At 39.1% G+C, this 24,591-nt stretch carries 24 protein-coding genes; 6 read left to right on the top strand and 18 right to left on the bottom strand.

Features of this window, described 5'->3' with window-relative positions; genetic code table 11:
* Positions 1 to 7 precede the first annotated feature (7 nt).
* On the bottom strand, positions 8 to 334 hold the full coding sequence (locus ACSX1H_RS03025; protein WP_439182130.1) for a nucleotide pyrophosphohydrolase: 327 nt from the start codon (positions 332 to 334) through the stop codon (positions 8 to 10).
* Complete coding sequence (gene dtd, locus ACSX1H_RS03020; RefSeq protein WP_439182129.1) at positions 334 to 786, bottom strand: D-aminoacyl-tRNA deacylase; 453 nt, start codon at positions 784 to 786, stop codon at positions 334 to 336. Before dtd ends, ACSX1H_RS03025 begins: the two co-directional genes overlap by 1 nt.
* A gap of 191 nt (positions 787 to 977) precedes the next feature.
* Between dtd and lplA the strand changes: the two genes are divergently transcribed.
* Positions 978 to 1,964 (top strand): lipoate--protein ligase, encoded by a 987-nt coding sequence (gene lplA / locus ACSX1H_RS03015; protein WP_439182128.1) that lies wholly within the window; start codon positions 978 to 980, stop codon positions 1,962 to 1,964.
* Positions 1,965 to 2,020: 56 nt separating this feature from the next.
* Here the strand turns inward: lplA and uvrC are convergent, their stop codons facing one another.
* The 13 genes from uvrC to nadA form a co-directional block, all read right to left on the bottom strand.
* Positions 2,021 to 3,844 (bottom strand): excinuclease ABC subunit UvrC, encoded by a 1,824-nt coding sequence (gene uvrC / locus ACSX1H_RS03010; RefSeq protein WP_439182127.1) that lies wholly within the window; start codon positions 3,842 to 3,844, stop codon positions 2,021 to 2,023.
* Entirely contained in the window at positions 3,837 to 5,471 is a 1,635-nt protein-coding gene (ade, locus tag ACSX1H_RS03005) for an adenine deaminase (RefSeq protein ID WP_439182126.1), read from the bottom strand. The genes uvrC and ade overlap by 8 nt, the downstream gene beginning before the upstream one ends.
* 25 nt (positions 5,472 to 5,496) lie before the next feature.
* Positions 5,497 to 7,374 (bottom strand): tRNA uridine-5-carboxymethylaminomethyl(34) synthesis enzyme MnmG, encoded by a 1,878-nt coding sequence (gene mnmG, locus ACSX1H_RS03000; RefSeq protein ID WP_439182124.1) that lies wholly within the window; start codon positions 7,372 to 7,374, stop codon positions 5,497 to 5,499.
* Between the two features lie 41 nt (positions 7,375 to 7,415).
* On the bottom strand, positions 7,416 to 7,838 hold the full coding sequence (gene ybeY / locus ACSX1H_RS02995) for an rRNA maturation RNase YbeY (protein ID WP_439182122.1): 423 nt from the start codon (positions 7,836 to 7,838) through the stop codon (positions 7,416 to 7,418).
* Positions 7,838 to 8,245 carry an ATP-binding protein gene (locus tag ACSX1H_RS02990; RefSeq protein WP_439182121.1) on the bottom strand — a complete coding sequence of 136 codons (408 nt, stop codon included), beginning with the start codon at positions 8,243 to 8,245 and terminating at the stop codon, positions 7,838 to 7,840. The genes ybeY and ACSX1H_RS02990 overlap by 1 nt, the downstream gene beginning before the upstream one ends.
* A gap of 117 nt (positions 8,246 to 8,362) precedes the next feature.
* Positions 8,363 to 9,511, bottom strand: a complete 1,149-nt coding sequence (locus ACSX1H_RS02985) for a murein hydrolase activator EnvC family protein (RefSeq protein WP_439182119.1) — start codon at positions 9,509 to 9,511, stop codon at positions 8,363 to 8,365.
* Positions 9,498 to 10,346, bottom strand: coding sequence for a lipoprotein insertase outer membrane protein LolB1 (gene lolB1, locus ACSX1H_RS02980; protein ID WP_439182118.1), 849 nt, complete (start codon positions 10,344 to 10,346; stop codon positions 9,498 to 9,500). Before lolB1 ends, ACSX1H_RS02985 begins: the two co-directional genes overlap by 14 nt.
* Positions 10,346 to 12,091 (bottom strand): tetratricopeptide repeat protein, encoded by a 1,746-nt coding sequence (locus tag ACSX1H_RS02975; protein ID WP_439182117.1) that lies wholly within the window; start codon positions 12,089 to 12,091, stop codon positions 10,346 to 10,348. Before ACSX1H_RS02975 ends, lolB1 begins: the two co-directional genes overlap by 1 nt.
* A gap of 31 nt (positions 12,092 to 12,122) precedes the next feature.
* A complete protein-coding gene (gene dut / locus ACSX1H_RS02970) occupies positions 12,123 to 12,560 on the bottom strand; it encodes a dUTP diphosphatase (protein WP_439182115.1) in 438 nt (145 codons plus the stop codon).
* Positions 12,557 to 14,017: a lipopolysaccharide biosynthesis protein gene (locus ACSX1H_RS02965; protein WP_439182114.1), complete on the bottom strand. Its 1,461-nt coding sequence runs from the start codon at positions 14,015 to 14,017 to the stop codon at positions 12,557 to 12,559. The genes dut and ACSX1H_RS02965 overlap by 4 nt, the downstream gene beginning before the upstream one ends.
* Before the next feature lie 4 nt (positions 14,018 to 14,021).
* Positions 14,022 to 15,035 carry a Holliday junction branch migration DNA helicase RuvB gene (ruvB, locus tag ACSX1H_RS02960; RefSeq protein WP_439182113.1) on the bottom strand — a complete coding sequence of 338 codons (1,014 nt, stop codon included), beginning with the start codon at positions 15,033 to 15,035 and terminating at the stop codon, positions 14,022 to 14,024.
* Between the two features lie 6 nt (positions 15,036 to 15,041).
* Positions 15,042 to 15,431, bottom strand: coding sequence for a response regulator (locus ACSX1H_RS02955; protein WP_439182112.1), 390 nt, complete (start codon positions 15,429 to 15,431; stop codon positions 15,042 to 15,044).
* A gap of 17 nt (positions 15,432 to 15,448) precedes the next feature.
* Positions 15,449 to 16,444 carry a quinolinate synthase NadA gene (nadA, locus tag ACSX1H_RS02950; RefSeq protein ID WP_439182111.1) on the bottom strand — a complete coding sequence of 332 codons (996 nt, stop codon included), beginning with the start codon at positions 16,442 to 16,444 and terminating at the stop codon, positions 15,449 to 15,451.
* A 458-nt stretch (positions 16,445 to 16,902) separates the two neighbouring features.
* On the opposite strand from nadA, the gene rpiB reads away from it, so the two are divergent.
* Genes rpiB through ACSX1H_RS02935 form a run of 3 tightly spaced genes read left to right on the top strand, consistent with a single transcriptional unit; the run spans position 16,903 to position 19,209 of the window.
* A complete protein-coding gene (gene rpiB / locus ACSX1H_RS02945; protein ID WP_439182110.1) occupies positions 16,903 to 17,343 on the top strand; it encodes a ribose 5-phosphate isomerase B in 441 nt (146 codons plus the stop codon).
* Between the two features lie 6 nt (positions 17,344 to 17,349).
* Positions 17,350 to 18,720, top strand: coding sequence for a lactate utilization protein B (locus ACSX1H_RS02940; RefSeq protein ID WP_439182108.1), 1,371 nt, complete (start codon positions 17,350 to 17,352; stop codon positions 18,718 to 18,720).
* 45 nt (positions 18,721 to 18,765) lie between these two features.
* Entirely contained in the window at positions 18,766 to 19,209 is a 444-nt protein-coding gene (locus tag ACSX1H_RS02935; protein WP_439182107.1) for an RrF2 family transcriptional regulator, read from the top strand.
* Here ACSX1H_RS02935 and ACSX1H_RS02930 read toward each other — a convergent pair.
* Entirely contained in the window at positions 19,199 to 19,624 is a 426-nt protein-coding gene (locus tag ACSX1H_RS02930) for a VanZ family protein (protein WP_439182105.1), read from the bottom strand. The two genes, ACSX1H_RS02935 and ACSX1H_RS02930, sit on opposite strands and share 11 nt — an antisense overlap.
* Positions 19,625 to 19,726: 102 nt before the next feature.
* On the opposite strand from ACSX1H_RS02930, the gene hemW reads away from it, so the two are divergent.
* The gene (gene hemW, locus ACSX1H_RS02925) at positions 19,727 to 20,854 is read left to right on the top strand and encodes a radical SAM family heme chaperone HemW (RefSeq protein ID WP_439182104.1); all 1,128 of its coding nucleotides are present in this window, start codon (positions 19,727 to 19,729) and stop codon (positions 20,852 to 20,854) included.
* A gap of 49 nt (positions 20,855 to 20,903) precedes the next feature.
* A complete protein-coding gene (locus ACSX1H_RS02920; RefSeq protein WP_439182103.1) occupies positions 20,904 to 21,761 on the top strand; it encodes a cation diffusion facilitator family transporter in 858 nt (285 codons plus the stop codon).
* Positions 21,762 to 21,769: 8 nt separating this feature from the next.
* Here ACSX1H_RS02920 and ACSX1H_RS02915 read toward each other — a convergent pair whose 3' ends face one another.
* Both ACSX1H_RS02915 and ACSX1H_RS02910 read right to left on the bottom strand, forming a co-directional pair.
* Positions 21,770 to 22,966, bottom strand: coding sequence for a homoserine dehydrogenase (locus ACSX1H_RS02915; protein ID WP_439182102.1), 1,197 nt, complete (start codon positions 22,964 to 22,966; stop codon positions 21,770 to 21,772).
* 115 nt (positions 22,967 to 23,081) lie between these two features.
* Positions 23,082 to 24,377: an O-acetylhomoserine aminocarboxypropyltransferase/cysteine synthase family protein gene (locus tag ACSX1H_RS02910; RefSeq protein WP_439182101.1), complete on the bottom strand. Its 1,296-nt coding sequence runs from the start codon at positions 24,375 to 24,377 to the stop codon at positions 23,082 to 23,084.
* Positions 24,378 to 24,591 lie beyond the last annotated feature (214 nt).

Below are 24,591 nucleotides of genomic sequence, written 5' to 3'. Positions count from 1 at the left end.
TAATAAACTATTTTAATTTTTCATTATTAAGATGACGGTTTGCATCCCGTCGGGTCTTTTTCTCCAAATTTTTAGCAAAGGCCTCTTCCAGGTTAACCCCGGTCTGGTTGGCTAAGCAAATCAGCACCCACAGCACATCGGCCATTTCATCGGCCAAATCCTTGCTTAAATCCGACTTTTTAAAGGACTGATCGCCATATTTTCGTGCAATTACCCGGGCCAATTCCCCCACTTCTTCAGTAAGTATGGCCATATTGGTCAATTCGCTAAAATAGCGTACCCCATAGGTTTTAATCCACTGGTCAACCTGTTCTTGTGCTTTAGATATATCCATTAGTCTCTTCTTTTGGAATCAATTATAATGGTTACCGGCCCGTCGTTAATCAACTGAACCTGCATATCAGCCCCAAATTCGCCTGTTCCCACCATTCGACCGCTCATGGCTTCTAAATGCTTTACAAACGCATTGTATAAAGGGATGGCAATATCGGGTGCGGCAGCCTGAATATACGACGGACGGTTGCCCTTTTTGGTGCTGGCATGCAGAGTAAACTGACTGATGACCAAAAAATCGCCTTTAACATCTAATACAGACTTATTCATCACCCCTTGCTCATCATCAAAAATACGCAGTTTACACACCTTGTTTACCAACCACTGCACATCTTCTGTTGTGTCCTCACCTTCTATGCCAAGCAGAATCATTAAACCGCCTTTAATGGCAGATTTACATTCGCCCTCAATAGACACAGAAGCTTCACTTACCCGTTGTATAACTAAACGCATGAATTGATTTTTTTATGAACCGAAAATACAATTATATTTTTACACTATAATAACAATCAAATAAAGAACCGACCAATCAGTCTATTCATAAACAAATTGCCTCTTTAAGAGTTTCATAGTAACTCAGGCAGTTGATACAGGGCCTAATAACGTTACCAGGAACTGCCTGCAATAAACATATAAATCTAATTATGAAGGGATTAAAAAGCACTACTTATCAACCAGCTTTTAATTTAGCCACGGAAGAATACCTCCTCCGCCATACACAGGAAGATGTATTTTTTTTATATACGAATGCGCCATCAATTATTGTGGGCAAACACCAAAATACGCTTAGGGAAATCAATTATTCATTTGTTAATGAAAACAACATTCCTATCTACCGCCGCCTATCGGGTGGTGGCACCGTATACCATGACTACAACAACTTAAACTTTTGCTTTATAAAAAGCGGGGAAAAAGGTCAGCTCGTTAACTTTGAGCGCTATTCAGAACCCATCCTTTTGGCCCTTAAAGCACTTGGAATAAACGCGGCATTTGGCAAGCGCCACGACATACAGATTAACGGCAAAAAGGTATCGGGTAACGCATCACACGTTTATAAAAACAGAGTCATGCACCACGGGACACTCCTCTTTAAGTCTGACCTGAGCCTACTGAACAAGGCTTTAAAAAACAATCCTATGGTCATTCAGGATAAAGCCGTAAAATCAGTACGCAGTGAAGTAGCTAACATTGCTTCATTTTTGGAACAAGACATGGAGTATTCTGCATTTGTGAAGTACATCTTTGACTATTTGCTTAATTTCTATACGCCTGCTGGGCAACTTCAACTCAGTACGGATGAAATAAGTCAAATAGAGGCTATTTCCGGCGATAAATACAGTACATGGGAATGGAACTATGGATACAGTCCTAACTTTGAATTAAACAGGCACTATAAGCTAAAAAGCGGACCACGTATTAAATCACGAATAAGGGTGGAAAAAGGGATTGTCACCCAATGTGAGCTCCTTTCATCCGATGAAAACTTAAACCCTCTCATGCAACTGATGGCAAAATTAACGACAGGCTGTCAGCACACATTAGAGTTAATAGAAGATAAATTATTTACAACTGATGTTGGTCATTTAAGCGAAGCCGACCGAAAGTTGATAACGCGTGGCTTTTTTAGCTAAACTCGCAAAATACCTGGTAAATATATAAATACCATATATAGTTATTTATCAGCGATTTAAATGTCTTTATCTGGATTAAAGTATAAATACACTCTCCTCCCCTTATCCTTGCCTACGGAGGCTACCAAATTTTCTAACGTAGCGGCCTTTATTTTGTTAAATGACTTAAAAGTCTTAAAAAGTTGTTCAACCGTTTTATCTCCAACACCAGAAATTTCATTGAGCTCCGATTTAATGAAATTAATCGAACGCTTCTGTCTATGAAAGGTGATTCCAAATCGATGCGCTTCGTTTCTTAAGTGTTGAATGATTTTGAGTGTCTCCGAATTTTTATCCAAGTACAAAGGCACAGGATCACCCGGATAAAATATCTCCTCCAATCGTTTGGCAATGCCAATTACGGATATCTGTTCGGTTAAGCCAAGGTCCCTTAATATGCGAACTGCCGCTCCCAACTGGCCCTTTCCGCCATCAATTACGACCAACTGAGGCAATGATTCACATTCCTCTTTCAGCCGTTTATACCGACGATAAACCACTTCTTCCATGGATGCAAAATCATTTGGCCCCTCCACGGTTTTAATATTAAAATGGCGATAGTCCTTTTTATACGGTTTTCCATTACGAAAAACAACACAGGCAGCCACAGGATTTGTGCCTTGAATATTGGAGTTGTCGAAACATTCGATGTGGCGCGGCAGCACTTTGAGGCGCAAATCTGTTTGCATAACTTTGAGAATACGCTCCTCTCGCGGCTCCTTTTTATGCAAAGATTGCTGCTTTAATTTATCCAAACGGTAATATTTTACGTTACGCTCAGACAAATCCATCAGCTTTTTCTTATCTCCTATTTTAGGAACCAGGAGCTTTATCCGCTCAAATTCGATGTCCAGAGAAAAGGGAACCAACACTTCTCGCGCGAGCAGATGCAACCTATTTTGCATTTCAGAGATAGCCAAAAGCAATATGTCAGCGCTACTTTCATTCAATTTTTTCTTAAATTCCATGGTATGGGATTGAATAATTGCCCCATTTACCACCCTTAAAAAATTGACATAAGCGACCTTTGGATCGTCTAAAATACTAAATACATCAACATTTGACATCTTGGGATTGACCACCGTTGACTTACTTTGATACCCTTTCAGCAGCTCAATTTTGCCCTTAATTTCATTGGCTTTTTCAAACTCAAGCTCTTGTGCATACTGCATCATTACCTCATGCATATACTTTAAAACAGAGGAAATATTTCCTTGAAGAATATCTTTAATAGCAGCTATATTTGAGTTGTAAATCTGTTCGTTATACAACCCTACACAAGGCGCTTTACACTTACCAATATGGTATTCCAGGCATTCTTTATACTTCCCTTCCTTAATATTTTCACTACTTAAATTCAGCTTACAGGTGCGTATTGGGTATATCTGTCGAAACAAATCTATCAGGGTTCGCACCATCCCTACTGAGGTATAAGGACCAAAATAAATACTCCCATCACGGACAAAATTCCGTGTAGAGAACACCCTTGGAAAGGCTTCATTTTTAATCACAATATATGGAAAGGACTTATCATCCTTCAAAAGGATATTGTATCTGGGCTGATATTTCTTGATTAAATTGTTCTCTAAAAGCAAGGCATCCTCTTCTGTATCGACAACAATGTGACGTATTTTATGAATTTTACGCACCAACAAACGTGTTTTTCCATCGTCGTGTTGCTTACTAAAATAGGAAGATACCCGCTTTTTAAGGTCTTTAGCCTTTCCAATATAAATAATAATACCATCTTCATTAAAATACTGGTAAACACCAGGTGAAGATGGTAAAGCCTGAACTTCTAATTTCAGGCGATTTTCATGCTTTTCGGTAGAATTATTCATCGACAAATAGGCTGGTAAAAGAGAATTTGGTAACGTCAAACAACCCCTTATCCCCTATTTTCAAATCGGGAATAACCAACAAAGACATAAAAGCTAAGGTCATAAACGGCGCCTTCATATCACATCCTAGGCGTTGCACAAAGGCATTTAAGGCAGAATATTGCTCTGCTACCACCTCTCCTTTTTCCGTTGACATCAAGCCTGCCACCGGCAAAGACAAGCTCAAATGACTATCACCATCGCTTGCAACAATCCCACCTTTAGAGTTAATCACCAAATTAATAGCTGTTAATAAGGCCGCATCATCGGTCCCTACCGCAACAATATTATGGCTGTCATGAGCCACAGAACTAGCCAGTGCACCTCCTTTAAGACCAAAATTTTTGATAAATCCAACAGCCGGTTTAGCATTCTTATAGCGATTTACTACCACAACCTTAAGGATATCGTCAGACAGATCACTCTCAATCTTCGCTCCTTTATCTACATTAGGCTTCCATTCCAATTGACCGGTAAGCAACTCTCCGTCATCGACTGTAATTACCCTGATGGTCGGATTTGAAACAGGTGCAAAAACCTCTAAATCCGCTATATCGATGGGTGAACAATTGAAATTATTTATCGTTTTCGATACCGGCAAATCGAATAAAGCTGTTCCATTTTCGGCTACTTTCTTTCCGTCAATATAGGTTTCGAGCACATTAAAATCCTCAAGATTATCAACTAAAATACAGTCCGCACTATCACCGGGCTGCAATAAACCGACTGGCAAATTATAGTGCTTAACAGGATTAATAACAGCCGTTTGATACATTTGAAAAATCGTATAACCTTTACGTAAGCCCAGTCGAATTAAACGATCAATATGTCCATGCTCTAGAATTAAATCAGGATGACTGTCGTCGGTACACAACATTGTATGATGCGGTTCTTGCTCAATCAAAGGGTGTAAGGCGTCAAAATTACGGGCAGCACTCCCTTCCCTAATCTGTGTTTTAATTCCACGAGCAATTTTTTCGAGCGCTTCATCAATCGAAAAACACTCATGATCGGTTGAAATACCTCCGTTAGCGTACTTCACTAATTCTTCCCCACGTAAGCCCGGAGCATGCCCATCAATGGGCACCTGATACTTTTTGGCCAAATTAAGCTTCTCCCAAACCTGCTTATCACCATAAATGACACCTGGAAAATTCATCATTTCAGCCAAAAAGAGGGCCCCTTTTTGAAGCAAATACTCCACATTTTCAGCTTCAATTTTAGCTCCGGCAGTCTCAAATTCGGTAGCAGGCACACAGGATGGCACGCCAAAAAAACATTTTAAAGGCACTTTTTTGGCATCCTCAATCATGTACTCCACCCCTTCAACCCCCATTACATTAGCTATCTCATGAGGATCTGAAACAACTGCCACAGTTCCACGTGGAACAACTATTTGAGCAAAACGTGAAGGAATCAACATACTGCTCTCAATGTGTACGTGGCTATCGACCAGACCAGGCAAAATATAAGAGCTACACTTTTCGTTAATTCTACTTATTGCTTTAATTTTTCCGCCTTCAATATTAACTTCGGCTGGAAAGATCTCCTGTTTTAAAACATCTACAACATTACCCTTTATAACCATTAATCTAAAAGTTTCACGTGGAACATTATCTACCCATTAATACAAGTAGAACATTTATATCGCTTGGAGATACCCCAGAGATGCGACTTGCCTGACCAATGGTTTCAGGTTGAAATTTGGTTAGCTTCTGACGCGCTTCGGTTGATAAGGATTTGATGGTCGCATAATCAAACTTTCCTTCAATCTGTAAATTTTCCAGACGCTTGAATTTATCGGCAAGTAAGCGCTCACGATTGATGTAGCCCGAGTACTTTAAAATAATTTCAGCAGACTCCAGCACCTCCTCTCTCCTATCGGGATCAATAGATTTGACATAATCAGCAAAGGCTGGAATTCCTTCGATAAGATCATTAATACCAAGTTGCGGACGCATTAATAAGTCAATTAGCTTTACACCTTGTTTCAACGGAGTGGTTCCCTTGGTCACAAGCCAATCATTTACCGAATTGGCTTTTACGCTAAAGTTTTTTAGAAACTCCACGACTTCATCGCGCAAACGCATCTTCGCCTCTAGATGATCCATTCGCAACTGAGGCGCTAAACCAATCTTATAACTTTTTGGTGTCAATCGTACATCTGCATCGTCTTGGCGCAATAGTATACGAAACTCTGCACGAGAGGTAAACATCCGGTAAGGTTCATCCACTCCTTTTGTTACGAGATCGTCAATGAGTACCCCTATATAGGCTTCATCCCTTGAGAGCACAAAATGATCACATTTGTTAATTTTTTGATGGGCATTAATGCCAGCCATTAAACCTTGAGCGGCCGCCTCTTCATAACCGGTTGTCCCATTAATTTGACCAGCAAAAAATAAATTATCAACCAACTTTGTTTCGAGCGTATGCTTCAATTGAGTCGGATCAAAGAAATCATATTCAATAGCATACCCAGGTCGAAAGACTTTAACATTTTCGAGTCCCGGTACCAATTGTAAGGCGTCGATCTGAGTTTTAAGAGGTAGCGACGAACTAAAACCATTTAAGTAGTATTCGATGGTAGACTCTCCCTCCGGTTCGAGAAACAGTTGGTGACGATCTTTCTCCGCGAAAGTTACAATCTTAGTTTCGATACTCGGACAGTAGCGTGGGCCGATACTTTGAATGGTTCCGTTATACATTGGCGACTCATCGAGACCTGACTCGAGGACTTTATGCACTTCCGGATTAGTATAAGTGATATAGCAACTACGTTTGGTGAGTCCGTTATCATTAGAAGGTAAATAGCTAAAGCGGTAATTACCTTCATCGCCTTTTTGCTCCTCTAGCTTATCAAAATTAATACTTCTTTCATCAATACGCACCGGCGTACCCGTTTTCATCCTTCCAACCTCGAAACCGCGGCCCAGAAGTTGCTCTGATATACCTTTTGAAGGTGGTTCAGAAACCCTTCCACCCTCGGAACTTACTGAACCAATGTGCATTAGACCATTTAAGAAGGTACCAGTGGTTAAAATTACGGCCTCTGCCTCAAAACATACATTATTTGCCGTTCTAACGCCTTTAATTATGTTATCCTGAAAGAGAAATTGTGTAACTGAATCTTGCCAGAAGAAAACATTGGGAATATTTTCGAGTTGTTTTCTCCACTCAGCAGAAAAAACCATGCGATCACACTGTGCTCGCGGACTCCACATAGCGGGTCCTTTTGACCGATTTAACATTCGAAATTGTATCGAAGATTTATCAGTTATAATTCCAGTGTATCCACCCAAAGCATCAATCTCCCTAACAATCTGACCTTTAGCAATTCCACCAATGGCAGGATTACAGGACATTTGGGCGAATCGTCCCATGTCCATAGTAATCAACAACACTTTACTGCCCAGGTTGGCAGCCGCAGCTGCGGCCTCACAACCGGCATGACCTCCCCCTACGACAATAATATCGTATTTAAAATCCATAAGAAAAAAATTAGTCTTTTACTGTAAGATAAACAGCAAAATTAATGAAAAGTTGATAACAATGATAATGCCTGATCTTCTTGAGCACGCATTTCAGCCTTTTCTGTATCAGTACTATCCTTGTATCCTATAAGATGAAGTATACCGTGAATGATTACACGATGCAATTCCTGTTCAAAAGAGGAATTAAATTGTTGAGAATTGGAAGTAACAGTATCCAAACTAATTACCAAATCGCCAGATATAATGTTGTTTTTACAGTAGTCAAACGTTATAATATCTGTATAATAATCATGATCCAGGTACTGACGGTTAACATCGATAATGTATTGATCGGAACAGAACAAGCAAGTGATTTCTCCGGGTAAATAACCAGAGTTTTTAATGACTTGCTCGACCCACTGACTAGTTTTCGCATTTAGCTGCGAAGGAAATGGAACATCTTGACTAATAAAATTAATCATTAAACTATATTAAAAATCATTCGTACGATACTGCCTTCTTCTTCAAACTCTATCTCGTCAGCAAGATGATGCATGAGAAACACACCTCGACCATGGGTTTTTTCGAGATTTTCGGGCTTAGTTGGATCAGGAATCTGCGTGTAATCGAACCCATTTCCCTCATCCTGAATTACGAACTCTACACGTTCATTATCAAGCGAATAGGTTACAGTAACCAGCTTATCTTTATCCAGCTTATTACCATGTACAATGGCATTATTAACACCTTCTACAACGGCAAGTAAAAGCTTTCCATAAATATCGTTATGTAGATCGTATTGCGAAGATAAATCGTCAATTAACTTTTCTACGATATTTATATTCTTTGTATCGGAGTTGAATTCAATTTTATTCACAGTTAATTCCATTTAAAAACCCTTAAACCGTAAGACTATTTGTCGTTAATTAACCAATTCTCTTACATCAATTACTAACCAAACTACTTATACGTTAGAACGTTGCAAATAGTTTTAAAATCGGTGAAATTATTTAACCAACCAAAGTTCGGGATTTAATTTGACACTTTCTTCCCAGATTTCAAAGTGCAGCACGCCCGAATTTTCTCCACCACCATTGTATATAGTACCAATTACAGAATTTTTAGTTACATTTTCCCCGGGTTTTACACTAACGTTATCTATATTGGCATAAACGGTCAAAAATCTTCCATGACGGACAAGTACAGCCTTATTGTATCCCGGTATTGGAACAACCCTTGACACGGTTCCGCTAAATACGACACGTGCCTCGCGATCACTTGAACTCTGAATATCAACGCCATTATTTTTAACCTTAACATACTTAAGTACAGGGTGTTGATGTTCACCAAATTGACTAATGACTACTCCATTCCGAACAGGCCAGGCAAGTTGTCCTTTAGATAAGTGAAAATCAGAGGGTTCAGTACTCTCATTGCGCATCTCAGCAATTAAACGAACAATGGTATCTTCAAGTTTCTTAAGGGCCTTTTTCTCCTGACGCAAGCGCTTACGCAAGGTACTTTCCTTTTGTTGGAGAGATTGAATGTTACGGCTAATTTTTTGCTTATCATCGACCAGCCTGTTGTGTTGGGCCCTAAGGCTATTTAGAGCGTTATTTTGGGTTTGAAGTTTTACCTGAAGTAGGCGGTTAGCTTGATTAAGTTCTTCCGTTTTTTGCTGAATTAAAACGCCTTGATGATGCCTAAACTTATTGTATTCCTTGAGCATTACATAGCGACGATAAGCTTCATTAAACGATTCAGCACCAAAGAAAAAGGAGAGCTCATTGTAGCGCTTTTTGTTCTTAAAGGCCTCAGTTATTAACTTACTGTATTGGGCTTTTAAATCAGACAGTTTACGCTCATTACCAGTAATTTCATGGTTTAGATCTGCAATATCGGATTCCAGCAAGCGAATTTCTTCGTTGTAGACTTGTATCAGGCGTTCCCGATCAGAGATCTGCCTGTTTAAAACACTAACATTTTTAGAGTTGAGCGTCCTCTCTTTAGAATATTGGGAAAGCAGAGAAGTCGCATTGTTAATACGTTCATTTAGGGCATTCTTTTGCTTTTCAAGCTCAGCTAAAGATTGGCCAGAAACACCAACACTTACAACCAGTAATATAGCTAGTAAAGAGGCTCTAACGTACATCATTCAAGTCGATTTTCTTATATTTTTCTGACACTTTAAAGCCAATCGCATTACTGCCATTAACATCAACGTGCTCAAAATTAATACTGATACTAAACTTATCGTTTCCACGAGCTCCTTCAATGGTAAATAGCGTAGGTATCAACACATTACTGTGAGAAATAAAATTATCGTAAGACACCCTTATTTCACTATTCATTGAGAAATCACGGATATAAACTTCATTTATTTTAAAGATTTCAGGCAATACCGAGAACTGATGAAAAATCATATTTTCAGCCTTTTCCTTTTTGTACTTACGCACGTATTTACCTTCTTTAACTGACTGAAGCTGATAAACATCTTCTGTACAATAATGCTTATATCGCTTCAAATTCTTTTCGGCCTCATCAATTGGGTACACAAATAGCTGGTTCGCGATAATACTCTGAAGTGTTTGATAATCTAATTCAATAAGAAACTTTTTCCATAAGAATTCATAATTACCATGTGAATACGTTTTTTTAGTTCTATCGATAATCTCCACCTTTCCCTTACTAAGTCGAACACGCATCAACTCTATGCCCATCAAAGGGTTAATGGACACCACTATTGATGAATCCCTGAGCACATATAAATTACCTTTAAAAGACTTCGTATCAGAATTAAAATTAACCTCGGCCTTAAACCTTTTGTAAAAAACAGATTCGTATTCGAAATAATTTTCCTCTACCGAACTAATTAATTTAGCATCAGGAATATTTTTGAGTTGCTCCTTGCTATCATAAAATTCCCTGGTGGTTTTACAACCAACTAAACCAAAAACCAGGATGATTAATAAATAGTTAAATCTTAACACTACTCGATGTACTTTTTAAGTTGAATTTTCTTCTGTATTGTTTCGCTCTCACTCCCCATTTCAACAGCTTTGTTCCATTGCTTTAAGGCTCCTTCCACATCGCCGTTCATGTAGAGAATATCGCCATAATGCTCCACAATTACATCACTTTCGTTGCCTCCATTATCCAGCGCTCGTTCAATGATGTACTTCGCCTCAAAATAGCGCTCACGTTTAAACAGTACCCAGGCATAGGTATCAAGGTATGTTGAATTACCTGGTTCCAATTCTACACATTTGCTACTCATCCTTTCAGCCTTGTCTAAATCCTTATTTTCGAGCGATAAATAATAACTGTAGTTATTAAGCACAACAATATTAAGTTCGTCTATTTTTAAGGATTGTTCATAGGCGGCAAAAGCTTTATCCGATTGATTATTAGAATGGTAGATATCTCCCTTATTGGCATAAAGTTGGGCCTCAAGTGCCTTATTATCACCCACATGTTTAATACCTAAACTTAGCAAACTCAAAGCTTCGTCATAATCCTTCAACTGCCCTGCCGAACTACCAGCTAACAAATAGAAAAAGGCATTTTCGGGAAAGTGAGCCAGAGCTAGTTTGGCGTTCTGGTATATTTTATGATAATCCGGATTATCAATCATGAGCAGCAAGTAGTCTTGCCAAAACATTTCGTTTGAGGGCTCAATGGTAATCGCTGTTTTGTAGGCAGCAATGGCCTCGTCATTTTTGTTGATGGTTCGTAAATAGTTGCCCTTATACACGTAAGCACGAGCTTCGTAAGGGTGGGCAGTAATAATAACATTCAAAAAATCAATGAGGAAATTTTGATACGCGCTGACATTTTTTGAATCCATTAAAAATGGCAGAATCCGCTGGAATTTCATCTCAAATGGGGCTGTTTTGGACGATAAGCCACGAGTATAATAGGATATAAACTGAGCCGTGTCATTTGCCTGAAAGGCAAGATTTCCGAGACTAAAGAAGGCCATTACATTATCTGGATCTTTTTCAAGCACCATATTGTAGAACCTTCTGGCCTCTTCATTTTCATTAAGGTAGAGGTAATAATCAGCTATGAAACCGTAGTAACGGGCCTCGTTTGGATACTTATCAACTAATTTATTGAGCTCGTCAAGAGCCGATTTATTCTTTCCAATGTTTAGGAGTATTTTTTCCTTTTCAAGAATAATGACCTCATTTAATCCAATGCGTTTTTCGAGCTGATCGTAGGCATCAAGCGCCTTATTAAATTCATTATTGCGCTGATATAATTGCGCCAATCCATAGAGGTACTCGTCGTTATCAGGGTAATCTATAACAATTTGCTCATATAGCTTGATGGCTTCTAAACCGAGCTTATTATTCTGGTACAATTCAGCCAACATCAGTTTGTACCAAATATTATCAGGTTCAATGGCAATTGCTCTTTCCAACAATCCCTGGGCCTTTACTGGCTCATTACCGGCCACAAATAAATGAGCAAGCTCGTACATGGCCGCACTGCTGGTTGCATCAATTTTAAGACACTCACTTAAGTACATGGCAGACTTCTCGTAGTTGCCTTTCATTTTTTCGCGACTAGCTTCGTAAAAGAAATAGTCAAACTTACGCTGTTGAATATCTGTTAACTGTACCTTTTCTATTTGCTCTTTAACTATTGCTTTATCGGAAGTTGGCTTGATTGAATTACAACTGCTCAATAAAACAATCGCAAGAGTTAAACTAATGAGTTTTAAATCCATTCTGTGCTATTAACTATTTACTTATACAGACCTAATTTGTACCCGTATGCCCAAATCCACCGCTTCCACGCACGGTTTCTTCAAGAATGTCTACTTCGTGTAGACTCACTTTGGTATAATTAGCAATTACCATTTGACAAATACGTTCACCATCGTTAACGATAAAATCATCATTTGAAAGATTGACAAGAATGACCTTAATTTCGCCCCGGTAGTCGGCATCAATGGTACCAGGCGTATTTAGTACAGTAACACCATGCTTGGCAGCTAAACCACTCCTGGGTCGTATCTGGGCTTCATGTCCTTCTGGAAGCTGAATAAACAGACCCGTTGGAATTAAAACCCTTTGAAGAGAACGCAGAACAATCGGACCATCGATATTCGCTCTTAAGTCCATACCAGCCGAGTGTTCGGTGCTATAATCTGGTAGTTGATGTTTACTTTTATTGATAATTTGAACCTTTGTCATGATAAAATCTTTATGATATCCTTTCTTTCAATTATATAAAGAAAGGCAAAATAGCTTACAAATATAGTGCCTTTAAAGGCGAAATGAAATAATAGCTGCTCGGAGCTATACATTTGGCTAATGAACACGGCAACAACGGCCAGAATAATGTGCACAAAAATACGTCCTACAGGATAATCAACCGGGTAGTATTTTTGACCTAAACCATACGAGATAACCGTCATCAACAAAAAGCACAAGAAGGAGCTAATAGCGGCTCCCAGGTATCCGAAACGCGGAACCAGAATTACATTACCTAAAATGGTTAGAAAGGCCCCTATCCCGCTTATAACAGCTCCATAATTGGTTCTATCAGTAAGTTTATACCACAAGGAAAGAGAATAGTAAATACCAAAAAACAGTTGCCCCATTAATATAAAAGGGATGATGACATTACCTTCATAATATTCGGGCAACAGGAGCACATTTACCACATCAATAAACGTAAGTACGCCGACATAAATAATAGCTCCAAAAATAACAAAGTACTTTAAAACCTGTGCATACAGTTCATTTGATGCTGCCTCTTTTCCTTCTTTAAAGAAAAAGGGCTCAAACGCTAATCGGTAGGACTGAATAAAAATAGCCATCAGAATACCAATCTTGTAATTAGCGCCGTAAATAGCGAGCGCTTCCATAGCATTCTTGCTTAATAAATGAGGCATCAAAATCTTGTCGATATTTTGAATAAGCATCCCAAATAATCCAACAACCATAATCGGGAACGAATACCGGATAACCGGTTGAATAAGCTGCCAGTTAAAAGATGCCTTGCTAATAAAGATACTTGGCACAAGAAAAAGTGCGATGAGTAATGAACTCAGAAAATTAGCAACAAAAACGTAATAGAGCTTATTATTTGGATTATAAAACCATTCGAAGAAGGTATATCCATTATCAATCAGATACGGGCAAATAACAAGGAAAAACGTAACAAAAGTGATATTTAGCACCACCGAAAGAAACTTAAGCAAAGCAAACTTTACGGTACGATTACTTATACGTAGGTTAGCAAAGGGAATACTCGTGATAGCATCCAGGGCCACAATGAGTGCTCCAATTAAAAAATAGTCTGCCTTGAGATACTCGTTGCCAAGATAGTAGGCAATGTTTTCTTTAAAGATAAAAACCAGCACGCAGAAAACGGCCGAACAAAACACCACTAAGCTTCCTAAACTCTTTAACAACACATCCCGATTTTCCTTTTTAGCGAATCTGAAATAGCCGGTTTCAAAACCCAGCGTCAAAATAACCAGCATCACAGCAATGTAGCTGTAAATGTTAAAAACACCACCCACTTCAGCCTTATCCATAATTCGAATGTAGAAAGGCATTAATAACCAATTTAGCAGGCGTCCGAGAATAGTACTGACCCCATATATGATGGTGTCACCTGCAAGCCGTTTAAGTTTACCCAAAATATTAAGAGAATAAAGTTCCTTGATTCAAATTCGATTCGCGTCCTAAGTGCTCATAGGCATGTGCTGTAGCCATGCGCCCCCTTGGGGTACGCTTGATAAAACCTTCCATAATTAAGAACGGCTCGTACACTTCTTCAATGGTGCCAGCATCTTCTCCAACAGCTGTAGCAATAGTATTGACCCCCACTGGTCCGCCATTGAATTTATCAATAACCGTCAGTAGGATTTTATGATCCATGGTATCCAATCCAAAGGTATCAATATTGAGAGCATTTAAAGCCAACTGGCTGATGGATAAATCAATGGTTCCATTTCCTTTAACTTGTGCAAAATCGCGGACCCGCCTTAACAAGGCATTGGCAATTCGGGGCGTACCACGGCTGCGACGGGCAATTTCATCGGCTGCGTTTTGATGAATTCGTACCTGAAGGATATCGGCCGAACGCTCAATAATGTGTGCTATGGTTTCCGCATTATAATACTCGAGGTGACTATTGATACCGAATCGGGCCCGCAAAGGAGCTGTTAAAAGACCACTGCGCGTGGTGGCCCCAATCAGGGTGAAGGGATTTAAGTCAATCTGAATACTTCGTGCACCAGGACCTTTATCAATCACAATATCAATTCTGAAATCCTCCATGGCGCTATAGAGGTACTCCTCAACAACAGGACTCAAACGGTGGATTTCATCAATAAACAAAACATCGTTTTCTTCTAAACTGGTAAGGATACCAGCGAGGTCGCCCGGCTTATCTAAAACAGGTCCGCTGGTCAGTTTAAAACCAACTCCTAATTGATGCGCTATAATATTAGAAAGTGTTGTTTTACCTAACCCCGGCGGTCCGTGCAACAACACGTGATCAAGAGCATCCTGACGCATTTTGGCCGCCTGCACAAAAATTTCCAGGTTTTCGACTATCTTATCCTGTCCTTTAAAATCATCGAAAGAAAGTGGTCTCAGTGCTTTTTCCAATTCCTTCTCGGTGTCCCCATTTCCCCTGATGTCGAAACTCATATGTTATTAAATTATATTTAACTTTTTAAGATTTCTGAAAAACTCGTGTAAATCGAAGGGCTTAGCCATATATTCATCCATTCCATACGACAGGCATTTTTCACGATCTGCATCATAGGTATTTGCCGTCAGCCCAACAATTGGTAGATGATCATTACTATTTTTTTCTCGTTCCCGTATAGCAATGGTTGTTTCGAGACCATCCATTATTGGCATCATCAGGTCCATCAAAACCAGATCATATTGGCTATGATTGAGTTTTTCAAGGGCCTCCTTGCCATGGTTCGCAATATCTATTTTGAAGCCATACTTTGACAGATTTAAAAAAATCAGCTTTTGATTAAGTACATTGTCTTCAACTAGTAATACGGAAACAGGTTGTTCGAGCTTTTCCATCGGGGTTAGGTTAGTATTTAAAGACCAGCTTTCTTCGAAATATCCAGCATCTTGTTGATTGGCTTCACAGCTTCGGTGCGGATATTTTCATCTACATCAATAGAAGGCCACTCATATTTTAAAGCATTATACAACTTCTCGAGCGAATTTAACTTCATGTATTCACAGTCGTTGCAGGCACAGGTCGAATCATTTGGCGGCGCAGGAATAAAGAGCTTATCAGGACTTTGCTTCTGCATCTGATGAATGATGCCCGACTCAGTGGCAACAATAAATTCTTTGGCTTCACTGGTAGTTGAATACTTTAACAAAGCTGCCGTACTACCAACATAATCGGCCAACAATAACAAAGGTTTCTTACATTCGGGGTGCGCCAAAACAAGTGCTTCAGGATGCTCCTTTTTAAGGGCAACTATTTTTTCAACCGAAAACTTTTCGTGCACATGACAGGCTCCGTCCCAAAGTACCATCTCGCGCCCGGTAATACTATTTAGATAATTTCCCAGGTTTCTATCCGGTCCGAAAATAATCTTTTCCTCTTTTGGTAAACTGTCAACAATGGTTTTAGCATTGGTCGATGTTACCACAATATCAGACAAAGCCTTTATTTTGGCAGTAGTGTTTACATACGTCAATACAGTATGGTCCTTATAACGCTCAACAAAGGCCTTAAATTCTTCCGGCGGACAACTATCAGCTAAACTACATCCGGCGTTTAAATCGGGTACTAAAACAAGCTTATCGGGCGAAAGTATCTTCGCTGTCTCTCCCATAAAATGCACACCAGCCAAAACAATTATTTTGGCATCGGTTTTAGCGGCTTCCTGCGCCAATGCTAAACTGTCTCCTACAAAATCTGCTATATCCTGGATATCGTTGGTTTGATAGAAGTGAGCCATAATAATGGCATCTTTCTCTTCTTTCAAACGCAATATCTCCTTTTTGATATCGATATTAGTTGGAACCTTTTCGTCCACATATCCTTTTTTCAACCAACTATCTTTTATATTCATATTTATATAATAGAAAGAAATTTAAAAAATATAGTAATAATGATATCCTGTTAGCAAGGTTAGTATTTATTCCAGTTTATCGTTGTATGAATAGTTATGAGATTTAGAGGAAGTCATACTAACTGCTTATTAACATGTTTAAAATCTGTTAATTTATTGATATTAATCACTTTTTAAACTCTATCAACAAAGTGTTAATAGGCATCAAATTTAATAATTTCTTTTGTTGTTACTGTTTAAACCGGAGTTAAAAACGGTTCAAAAGTGGGATTAAAAAATATTGGTTGTCAACACGCTTTATCCAAATACATACTGGTATGGTAATTTTTAGTGATAAAAGCAATTCAAACTTTTAAAAAGTAATTAATGACACTTCACAGGTTCTTAACATGTAATTGTAGGTTTGTGAACATGTTTTTAAATGAGCAGAGCATCATTATCTTTGCAAAAAAAACATCATGATATTCAAATCAATAGCATTGGCAGCTGATCATGCTGGTTTTCCGGTAAAAGAAGCCATAAAATCGTATTTAGAAAGTAATAATATAACGGTAAAAGACTTTGGAACTTACTCTGAAGAAAGTACCGATTATGCTGATTATGCGCACCCTATGGCAACAGCTGTTGAAAATAAAGACTACGAAATAGGCATTGCTATTTGCGGAAGTGGTAATGGTATTAACATGACCGTTAACAAGCATCAGGGCATTCGTGCGGCCTTATGTTGGAATGTTGAAATCTCTGAAATGGCACGCCTGCATAATGATGCGAATATATGCACTGTGCCAGGTCGTTACGTAACGGTTGAACAAGCTATCAACATTGTGGATAAGTTTGTTAATACTCGTTTTGAAGGCGGACGTCATCAAAAGCGCATTGAAAAAATACCTATTAAATAAACCGGCTTGAGTAAGCATACTACTTTCAAGAAAGATGCGGCGCGTGTGGCGCCAGACCTTACCCATCGCCGTATTATCAGGTATAATATGTCGCGATATGATGCGGCGGTGGATCGAGGGAAAGAGCGCTACAGCGATTTGGAGCTGGCAAAAAATCGGGCTTCAGCAGTTAAAAAGTATGTGCTGCAGCATCTTCCTGACTTGTTGATGCAATTTGAGAAAAAGGCACAAAGCAACGGTGCCGAAGTTTATTGGGCAGAAAACAGTGAACAATTGATTGAGCAGCTAATTGATTTATTGAATAGCGAGCAGTGTCAGCAGCTTGTTAAAAGTAAATCAATGGTAACCGAAGAAATAGAGCTTAATAAGCATCTGGAAAAGGTGGGGATTGAATCTGTTGAAACGGACTTGGGTGAGTTCATTGTGCAGGTGGCCGGTGAAAAGCCTTACCACATTGTAACGCCGGCAATGCATAAATCCAAACAGGACATTGCTAAACTGTTCAACCAACAATTTAAGACCGACCCAGATTTAAGTGCTGAGGAATTAACAGCCTTTGTTAGAAACTTGTTACGCGATAAGTTTATCAATGCAGATGTGGGAATTACCGGTGCTAATTTTTTATGTGCCCGTGAAGGAGCTGTGGCCGTTACTGAAAATGAAGGAAACGCCTACTTGTCGGCTTCCTTTCCAAAACTACATGTTGTAATTGCTGGTATTGAAAAGGTTTTACCTGGTATTGACGACCTGCCATTATTCTGGCCTTTACTCGCTGCACATGGCACCGGGCAGCAATTAACCGTTTACAGTAACCTGTTTTTTGGACCTAAAAAGGCTAACGAAGTGGATGGTCCACAGCGGATGGTTGTATTTCTTTTAGATAACAAACGCACAGAACTATACAATGATGCCCACTTACAGGAGTCGCTGAAGTGTATTCGTTGTGGTGCCTGTCTAAACGCTTGTCCGGTGTATAAAAATATTGGTGGTTATACTTATAATGCCACCTATAGTGGTCCCATTGGGTCTGTTATTTCTCCCCATTTTAAAGTCTTCAGTAGCTTTAACCACCTTAGCTTCGCCTCTTCACTTTGTGGAAAATGTAATGAGGTGTGTCCTGTTAAAATTCCTTTGACAAAGCTTCTGCTGTATAATCGACAAAAGGCTCAGGTTTATCAAGCTAATACCGTAAAAGCTACCAATGGTATTCTTTATAGGATACTTAATAACAGGCTGCTAATGTCTTTTGCACATGGACGCATCAAAACATTGCTGGCTGCTTTCCTTTCTCCCTTTCTTTTTAGAGGCGGTAAGAAACTACCTCCTTTTCCATCAAAAAGCTTTAGCGAACAGTGGAAAAAGAATAAAAAGAGATAAAGGTTTTTTAATGATTTTCTTACCTTAGCCACAAACTCAGTTAAAATGCTATCAAATACATGTAAGTATGCCATCAGAGCAGTTATTTATTTGGCTGTTAACGAAGAAGATGGAAAGAAAATAGGGATTAAGCAAATATCTAAAGACCTGGATATTCCAACTCCTTTTTTAGGGAAGATATTGCAGAGTCTTGCCAAGCAAAAATTACTTAAGAGTACTAAAGGTCCGCATGGAGGTTTTAGTATTGGCCGTCCCGCGGAGGAAATTACCCTCTTCGACATTGTTTCTATCATTGATGGCAGCGATGTATTCACTAATTGTCTGATTGGTATGCACTCTTGTAAAAGCAATGATAAGGAAGGGTATGCCTGTCCGGTGCACGATCAGTACAGTGCCATTCGCAAGCAGATGTATGATTTTTTCTCTTCAGAAACCATTGCAAAAATCATGACCAATATGCAGGATAAATCCCACTACATCAAACTTTAGCAAGGGGTTGTTTGAGTGGATAGAGAATGCATTTTTTTATAAATGCGTTGTTTCTGAATACTCGAACCGCAAAAAAGGCCATAATTATACCGCTGCCGTTGGCTAACATATCCCACCAGTCGCCACTTCTGTAGGAGGTAATTGACATTTGGAGTACTTCCATTAGTCCACCATAGATTAATGGAAGCACGAGTATACTCGAAATTTTTGTTAGCGTTTGGTGATGGTGAATGTAGTATTCGAACATAAAAGTAAATCCCAGTGTAAAATACATCAGGAAATGAACAATTTTATCAAAATGTGGTAGTAGTTTGAAGGTATCTTTTGGGATATTGGAGGTATTGATCAGGCTTAGCAGCGTGATGAAGAAAATTACACTCAAAGTTTTGTGGTATTTTTTAAAATAGTAAATCATCGTAGTGATTTGTTAATAAATAAAGTAAAGGTGTTTAAAAAGTGTTGATAACCGGTTAATAAAGTACTGTTTATCAATGTTTCACGTGAAACAATCCTAACAATGGCAGGCATTTACATACATGTTCCGTTTTGTTACACACGCTGTTCGTATTGTGATTTTTACAAAACAACCGATCAACAATTTAAGGACGAATATATTAAAGCTCTTTGTAAAGAAATAGATTTAAAAGCGTCTTTTTTGTTAAAAAATAATATTCAAACCCTTTACTTTGGTGGAGGAACGCCCTCTACGCTTAGTATTTCTGAACTGGCAACGATATTTAAGGCTTTTGAAAACTACTTTAATTTAAATGATCTGTGTGAACTCACTCTTGAAGTCAATCCTGATGATGTGAGCGCTGCTTATATTCAAGGCTTGGTTGATTTGGGTGTGAACCGCTTGAGCATGGGTGTTCAGAGTTTTTTTGATGCCCATTTACGTCAAATGAACCGCCGACACAATTCTACTCAAGCCAAAGACGCCATTCAAATTGCAAAAGACAACGGCATTGATAACATGAGTATTGATCTCATTTATGGGCTGCCATATATGAGTTTTGAGGAGTGGAAAACAAATGTTCGCCTGGCTATTGAGAGTAAAGTGCAGCATATTTCAGCCTATCACCTCACCTTCGAAAAGGGAACGCTCTATTACGACTATTTAAAGAAAGGAAAGTTGCAGGAAGTGCCGGAGGAGGCAAGCGTTGAGCAATTTACCTATTTAGTTGATGAGTTAGAAAAAGCTGGATATAATAATTACGAAATATCCAATTTTGCACTTCCCGGCCTGGAGTCAAAACATAACAGTAGTTACTGGAGTGGGCAAAAATACCTTGGTCTTGGTCCGTCGGCTCACTCATTTGATGGACAAAATCGCAGCTGGAATGTGCGCGATGTCCGAAAATATATTCAGGATCTGAACCTCGGCCATTCAATTGCTGAAGAAGAGGTGTTGACTGAGGAGGATAGATATAATGAGTTGATTATGTTGGGATTGAGGACGAATAAAGGATTTAGTGTAGAGCTTATTTCTCAATTTAGCTCGGTTATTACTCGTTTTTTTGAAAAGGAACTGGAACGGCAGTTACGGCAAAATAACGTGCGTATTTCTGAGGGCTATTGTTCTGTAAGGCACGATAAAAAGATGATTACTGATCGGATTATTTCAGATTTCTTTTATGTCGGTTAGAAAGATAAAATTCATTGGATAAATTAGTTCAACACAAAATGAAGTGGTAATGGAAAATAAGCAAGGCATATTAGCTACCTATGGTTCAATATTTCTAAATATTTTTTTATTTGCTATTAAGTTTTGGGCGGGTATGGTAAGCTCTTCGGTAGCTATTATAGCTGATGCCTGGCATACTTTAAGTGACAGTATTTCATCGGTTGCCGTACTTATCGGTCTGAAGGTATCGGCTAAACCAGCTGATCGTGAACACCCCTACGGACATGGTCGGGCTGAAGTGTTGGCTTCTGTTATTGTGGGGATGCTTCTGGCAATTATAGGGTTTAGCTTTTTAAAAGAATCCATTTTAAAACTTCAGAGTCGCAGTGATGTGCAGTATGGCACCATCGCTATTGTGGTTACCGCCTTGTCTTTAGTGGTTAAAGAGGTGATGGCACAATATTCCATTCGAATAGGTCAACGCACAAAATCAAAATCAATGGTGGCTGATGGTTGGCACCACCGCTCTGATGCTATTTCTTCGTTAGTTATTTTGGTTGGAATATTTATTGGCCAATACTACTGGTGGATCGATGGTGTTTTGGGCATCTTGGTTTCGCTCCTGCTGTTTTATACTACCTATTCTATTTTAAAGGAGAACATTAGTCACCTGCTGGGCGAAGGAATTGATGACGAATTACGGGATGAGATTATTGGGTTAGCTGTTGAAGTGGCCGATTTAGAGTTGTATCCGCATCACTTCCTGGTGCATCATTATGGCAATCATACCGAAATGACTTTTCATATTCGTTTGCCGGCCGATTACAGTATTAAAAAGGCACACGATATTGCCACCAATTACGAGATAATAATAAAAGAACGAACCAATATACAAGCCACCGTGCATATTGATTCGTTAGAAAACTAATAGTACTGTTAGTAATTGAGTGACTTACCGGTAATGCCAATAAACACATCTAAATTACGCAGTTCATCTTTTATTTTAAGTAGTTCCGCCAGTTTTATAAAGCCAATTTTATAGCTGTATTCAGGTCCTTTGTACTCCTCTGTGATGGATTCGAAATTGAATTTATTCAATACACTTTCATCCGAATAGCGCAGATAGAGTTCCACCTGGTGCTCTTTTGAGTAGTTGAAATCTTCTGCATATTTCATTTTTTTGTACTCATACGCATAGTTATGTGCCAGCGCTGTAATGTCCGATAAAACAGCTGAACCTGTCGGATGAGCACCTGCTCCTTTTCCAAACATAAACTGTTTGTCGTAGGCTTTCCCTTTGATTACTACACCATTAAACTCATCTTCAACACTATAGATGTATTTGTCTTTGCGCACAAATCGAGGTAAAACAAACAGGGTAATATTATTGCCATCGAGCCTTTCTACCTGACCGACTAACTTTATTTTGTAGCCCTTTTCACGAGCGTAGCGGATATCAAAATCAGAAATATTTGATATGCCATAGGTGAGCACATCGTCGGGTTTTATAATTGAACCAAAGCTATGGAGGGTAAGTATGATAAGTTTGTATAATGAGTCGTATCCTTCAACGTCAAAAGTGGGGTTACTTTCTGCAAAGCCAAGTCTTTGTGCATCCTTTAAGGCCGAATCGTACGATTGGTTATGGTCAAATATTTTGGAGAGAATATAGTTGGATGAGCCATTTAATATACCTGTTACTGAGAGTAATAGGTCGTTGTCGTAATATTCTTCGAGGCTGCGAATAACCGGTATACTGCCACAGGCCGATGCTTCATACAGTAATGAAACATTATTGTCCTTTTGTAGCTGTATCATTTCGCTTAAATTTTCAGCCAGCATTTTTTTATTGGCAGAAACAACGTGCTTACCCTTTTGTAGGGCTTTCTTAACTATTTTATAGGCTTCGTCTGCATTATCGATAAGTTCAACGACCGCATTAATATTAGGATCTTCTAATATATCATCAGCGTTATAACAGAAATACTCTTCGGGTAAGGAGCGTTCTTTTTTATTCTTAACGCAGATTTTTGATATTTCGGAATCAAATGACGGACTGGTTTTAAGTACATCGTACAGTCCCTGCCCGACTACTCCAAAGCCAAAAAGACCAATGTTTAGTTTTTGTTTCATGGTTTCTATTTTTACAAACCCATAAAGTTTGTCTGTTGGTTTAATATTTTGCCTTGCAAAAATACAGTAAAAAGATAACCATCCAATGCTGCCTTAGCATCGGATGGCAATGCTTCTATAGGTTATTAAATCCAGCTTCCAGGTCTGCTTTAATATCATCGATATGTTCGATACCAACCGATAACCTTAATAAACCAGGTTCAACACCGGAGGCTTTTTGTTCTTTCAGACTTAATTGTTCGTGAGTGGTTGAGCTCGGATGTATAATCAGTGATTTGGCATCACCTATATTGGCAAGGTGACTGATTAACGACAGGCTGTTAATAAATTTATCACCTGCTTCGGTCCCGCCTTTTATTTTGAAACTCATTACGCCACCAAATCCTCTTTTCAAGTATTTTTTAGCCAATTCATGATACGGACTTGATTCCAGACCCGGATATTTTACGTATTCAACCTGCGGGTGCTGCTCCAGCCATTTAGCAATTTCCAGTGCATTGCTTACATGGCGCTCTACTCTAAGTGAAAGGGTTTCAAGGCCCTGTATAAGCAGGAAGGCGTTAAATGGACTTAATGCAGAACCATAGTCACGTAGCCCTTCAACCCGTGCGCGTGTAATAAAAGCGATGTTACCAAACTGACTTTCTGCGCCAAAAACATCCCAATACTTTAAGCCATGATACCCCTCAGATGGTTCTGTAAATGAGGAAAACTTACCATTGCCCCAGTTAAAATTACCGCCGTCGACAATAACACCACCAATACTGGTTCCATGTCCGCCTATCCATTTGGTGGCCGACTCAACCACAATATTGGCACCATGCTCTAATGGTCTGAATAAGTAACCGCCTGCTCCAAATGTGTTATCAACTACCAGAGGTATTTCGTTATCCTGCGCAATTTTAGCTATCGCCTCAAAATCAGGGATGTTAAATTGTGGATTACCAATGGTTTCGATGTATATCGCCTTTGTATTTTCGTCGATGGCCGCCTGAAAATCTGCCGGATTGTCTCCTTGTACAAATTTTACGCCGATGCCTAAACGCTTAAACTGCACTTTAAACTGGTTATAGGTACCTCCGTACAAATAAGAAGTAGAAACAAAGTTGTCGCCGGCCTCTAAAAAGTTGGTCAGTGCGATAAATTGGGCAGCTTGCCCCGATGAAACCGCCAGTGCGCCTACTCCACCCTCCAGCGCAGCCATGCGTTTTTCAAGCACATCGGTCGTTGGATTCATAATACGGGTGTAAATATTTCCAAACTCTTTAAGCCCAAACAGGTTGGCGGCATGTTCCGAATCTTTAAATAGGTAAGAGCTTGTTTGATAGATAGGTACAGCTCTTGAAAGGGTGGTTTCGTCAACGTCATGTCCGGCATGAAGTTGTAGTGTTTCAAAGTGAAAATCAGACATAATATTTAGTTTTTATGGTTAATGTTAATTTTTAAACCACTACCTGTGCTCAACGCACCGGTCTGTACTAAATATGGGATTTGATTTTCAGATACGATGCGTTGTAACACTTAGCGTGCCATCATCATACACATCATCATATGACAAGTGGAGTTAAAAGCTGTGGTTGCTTTTAAGCTGGTAGTAGAAATATGAAATAAATTGTCATTCATCG

It is taken from the genome of Carboxylicivirga taeanensis (genome assembly GCF_051851475.1).
Classification (GTDB): domain Bacteria; phylum Bacteroidota; class Bacteroidia; order Bacteroidales; family Marinilabiliaceae; genus Carboxylicivirga; species Carboxylicivirga taeanensis.
Note: the sequence above shows the minus strand (reverse complement) of the source record. Positions and strands in the feature narration are given on the sequence as shown.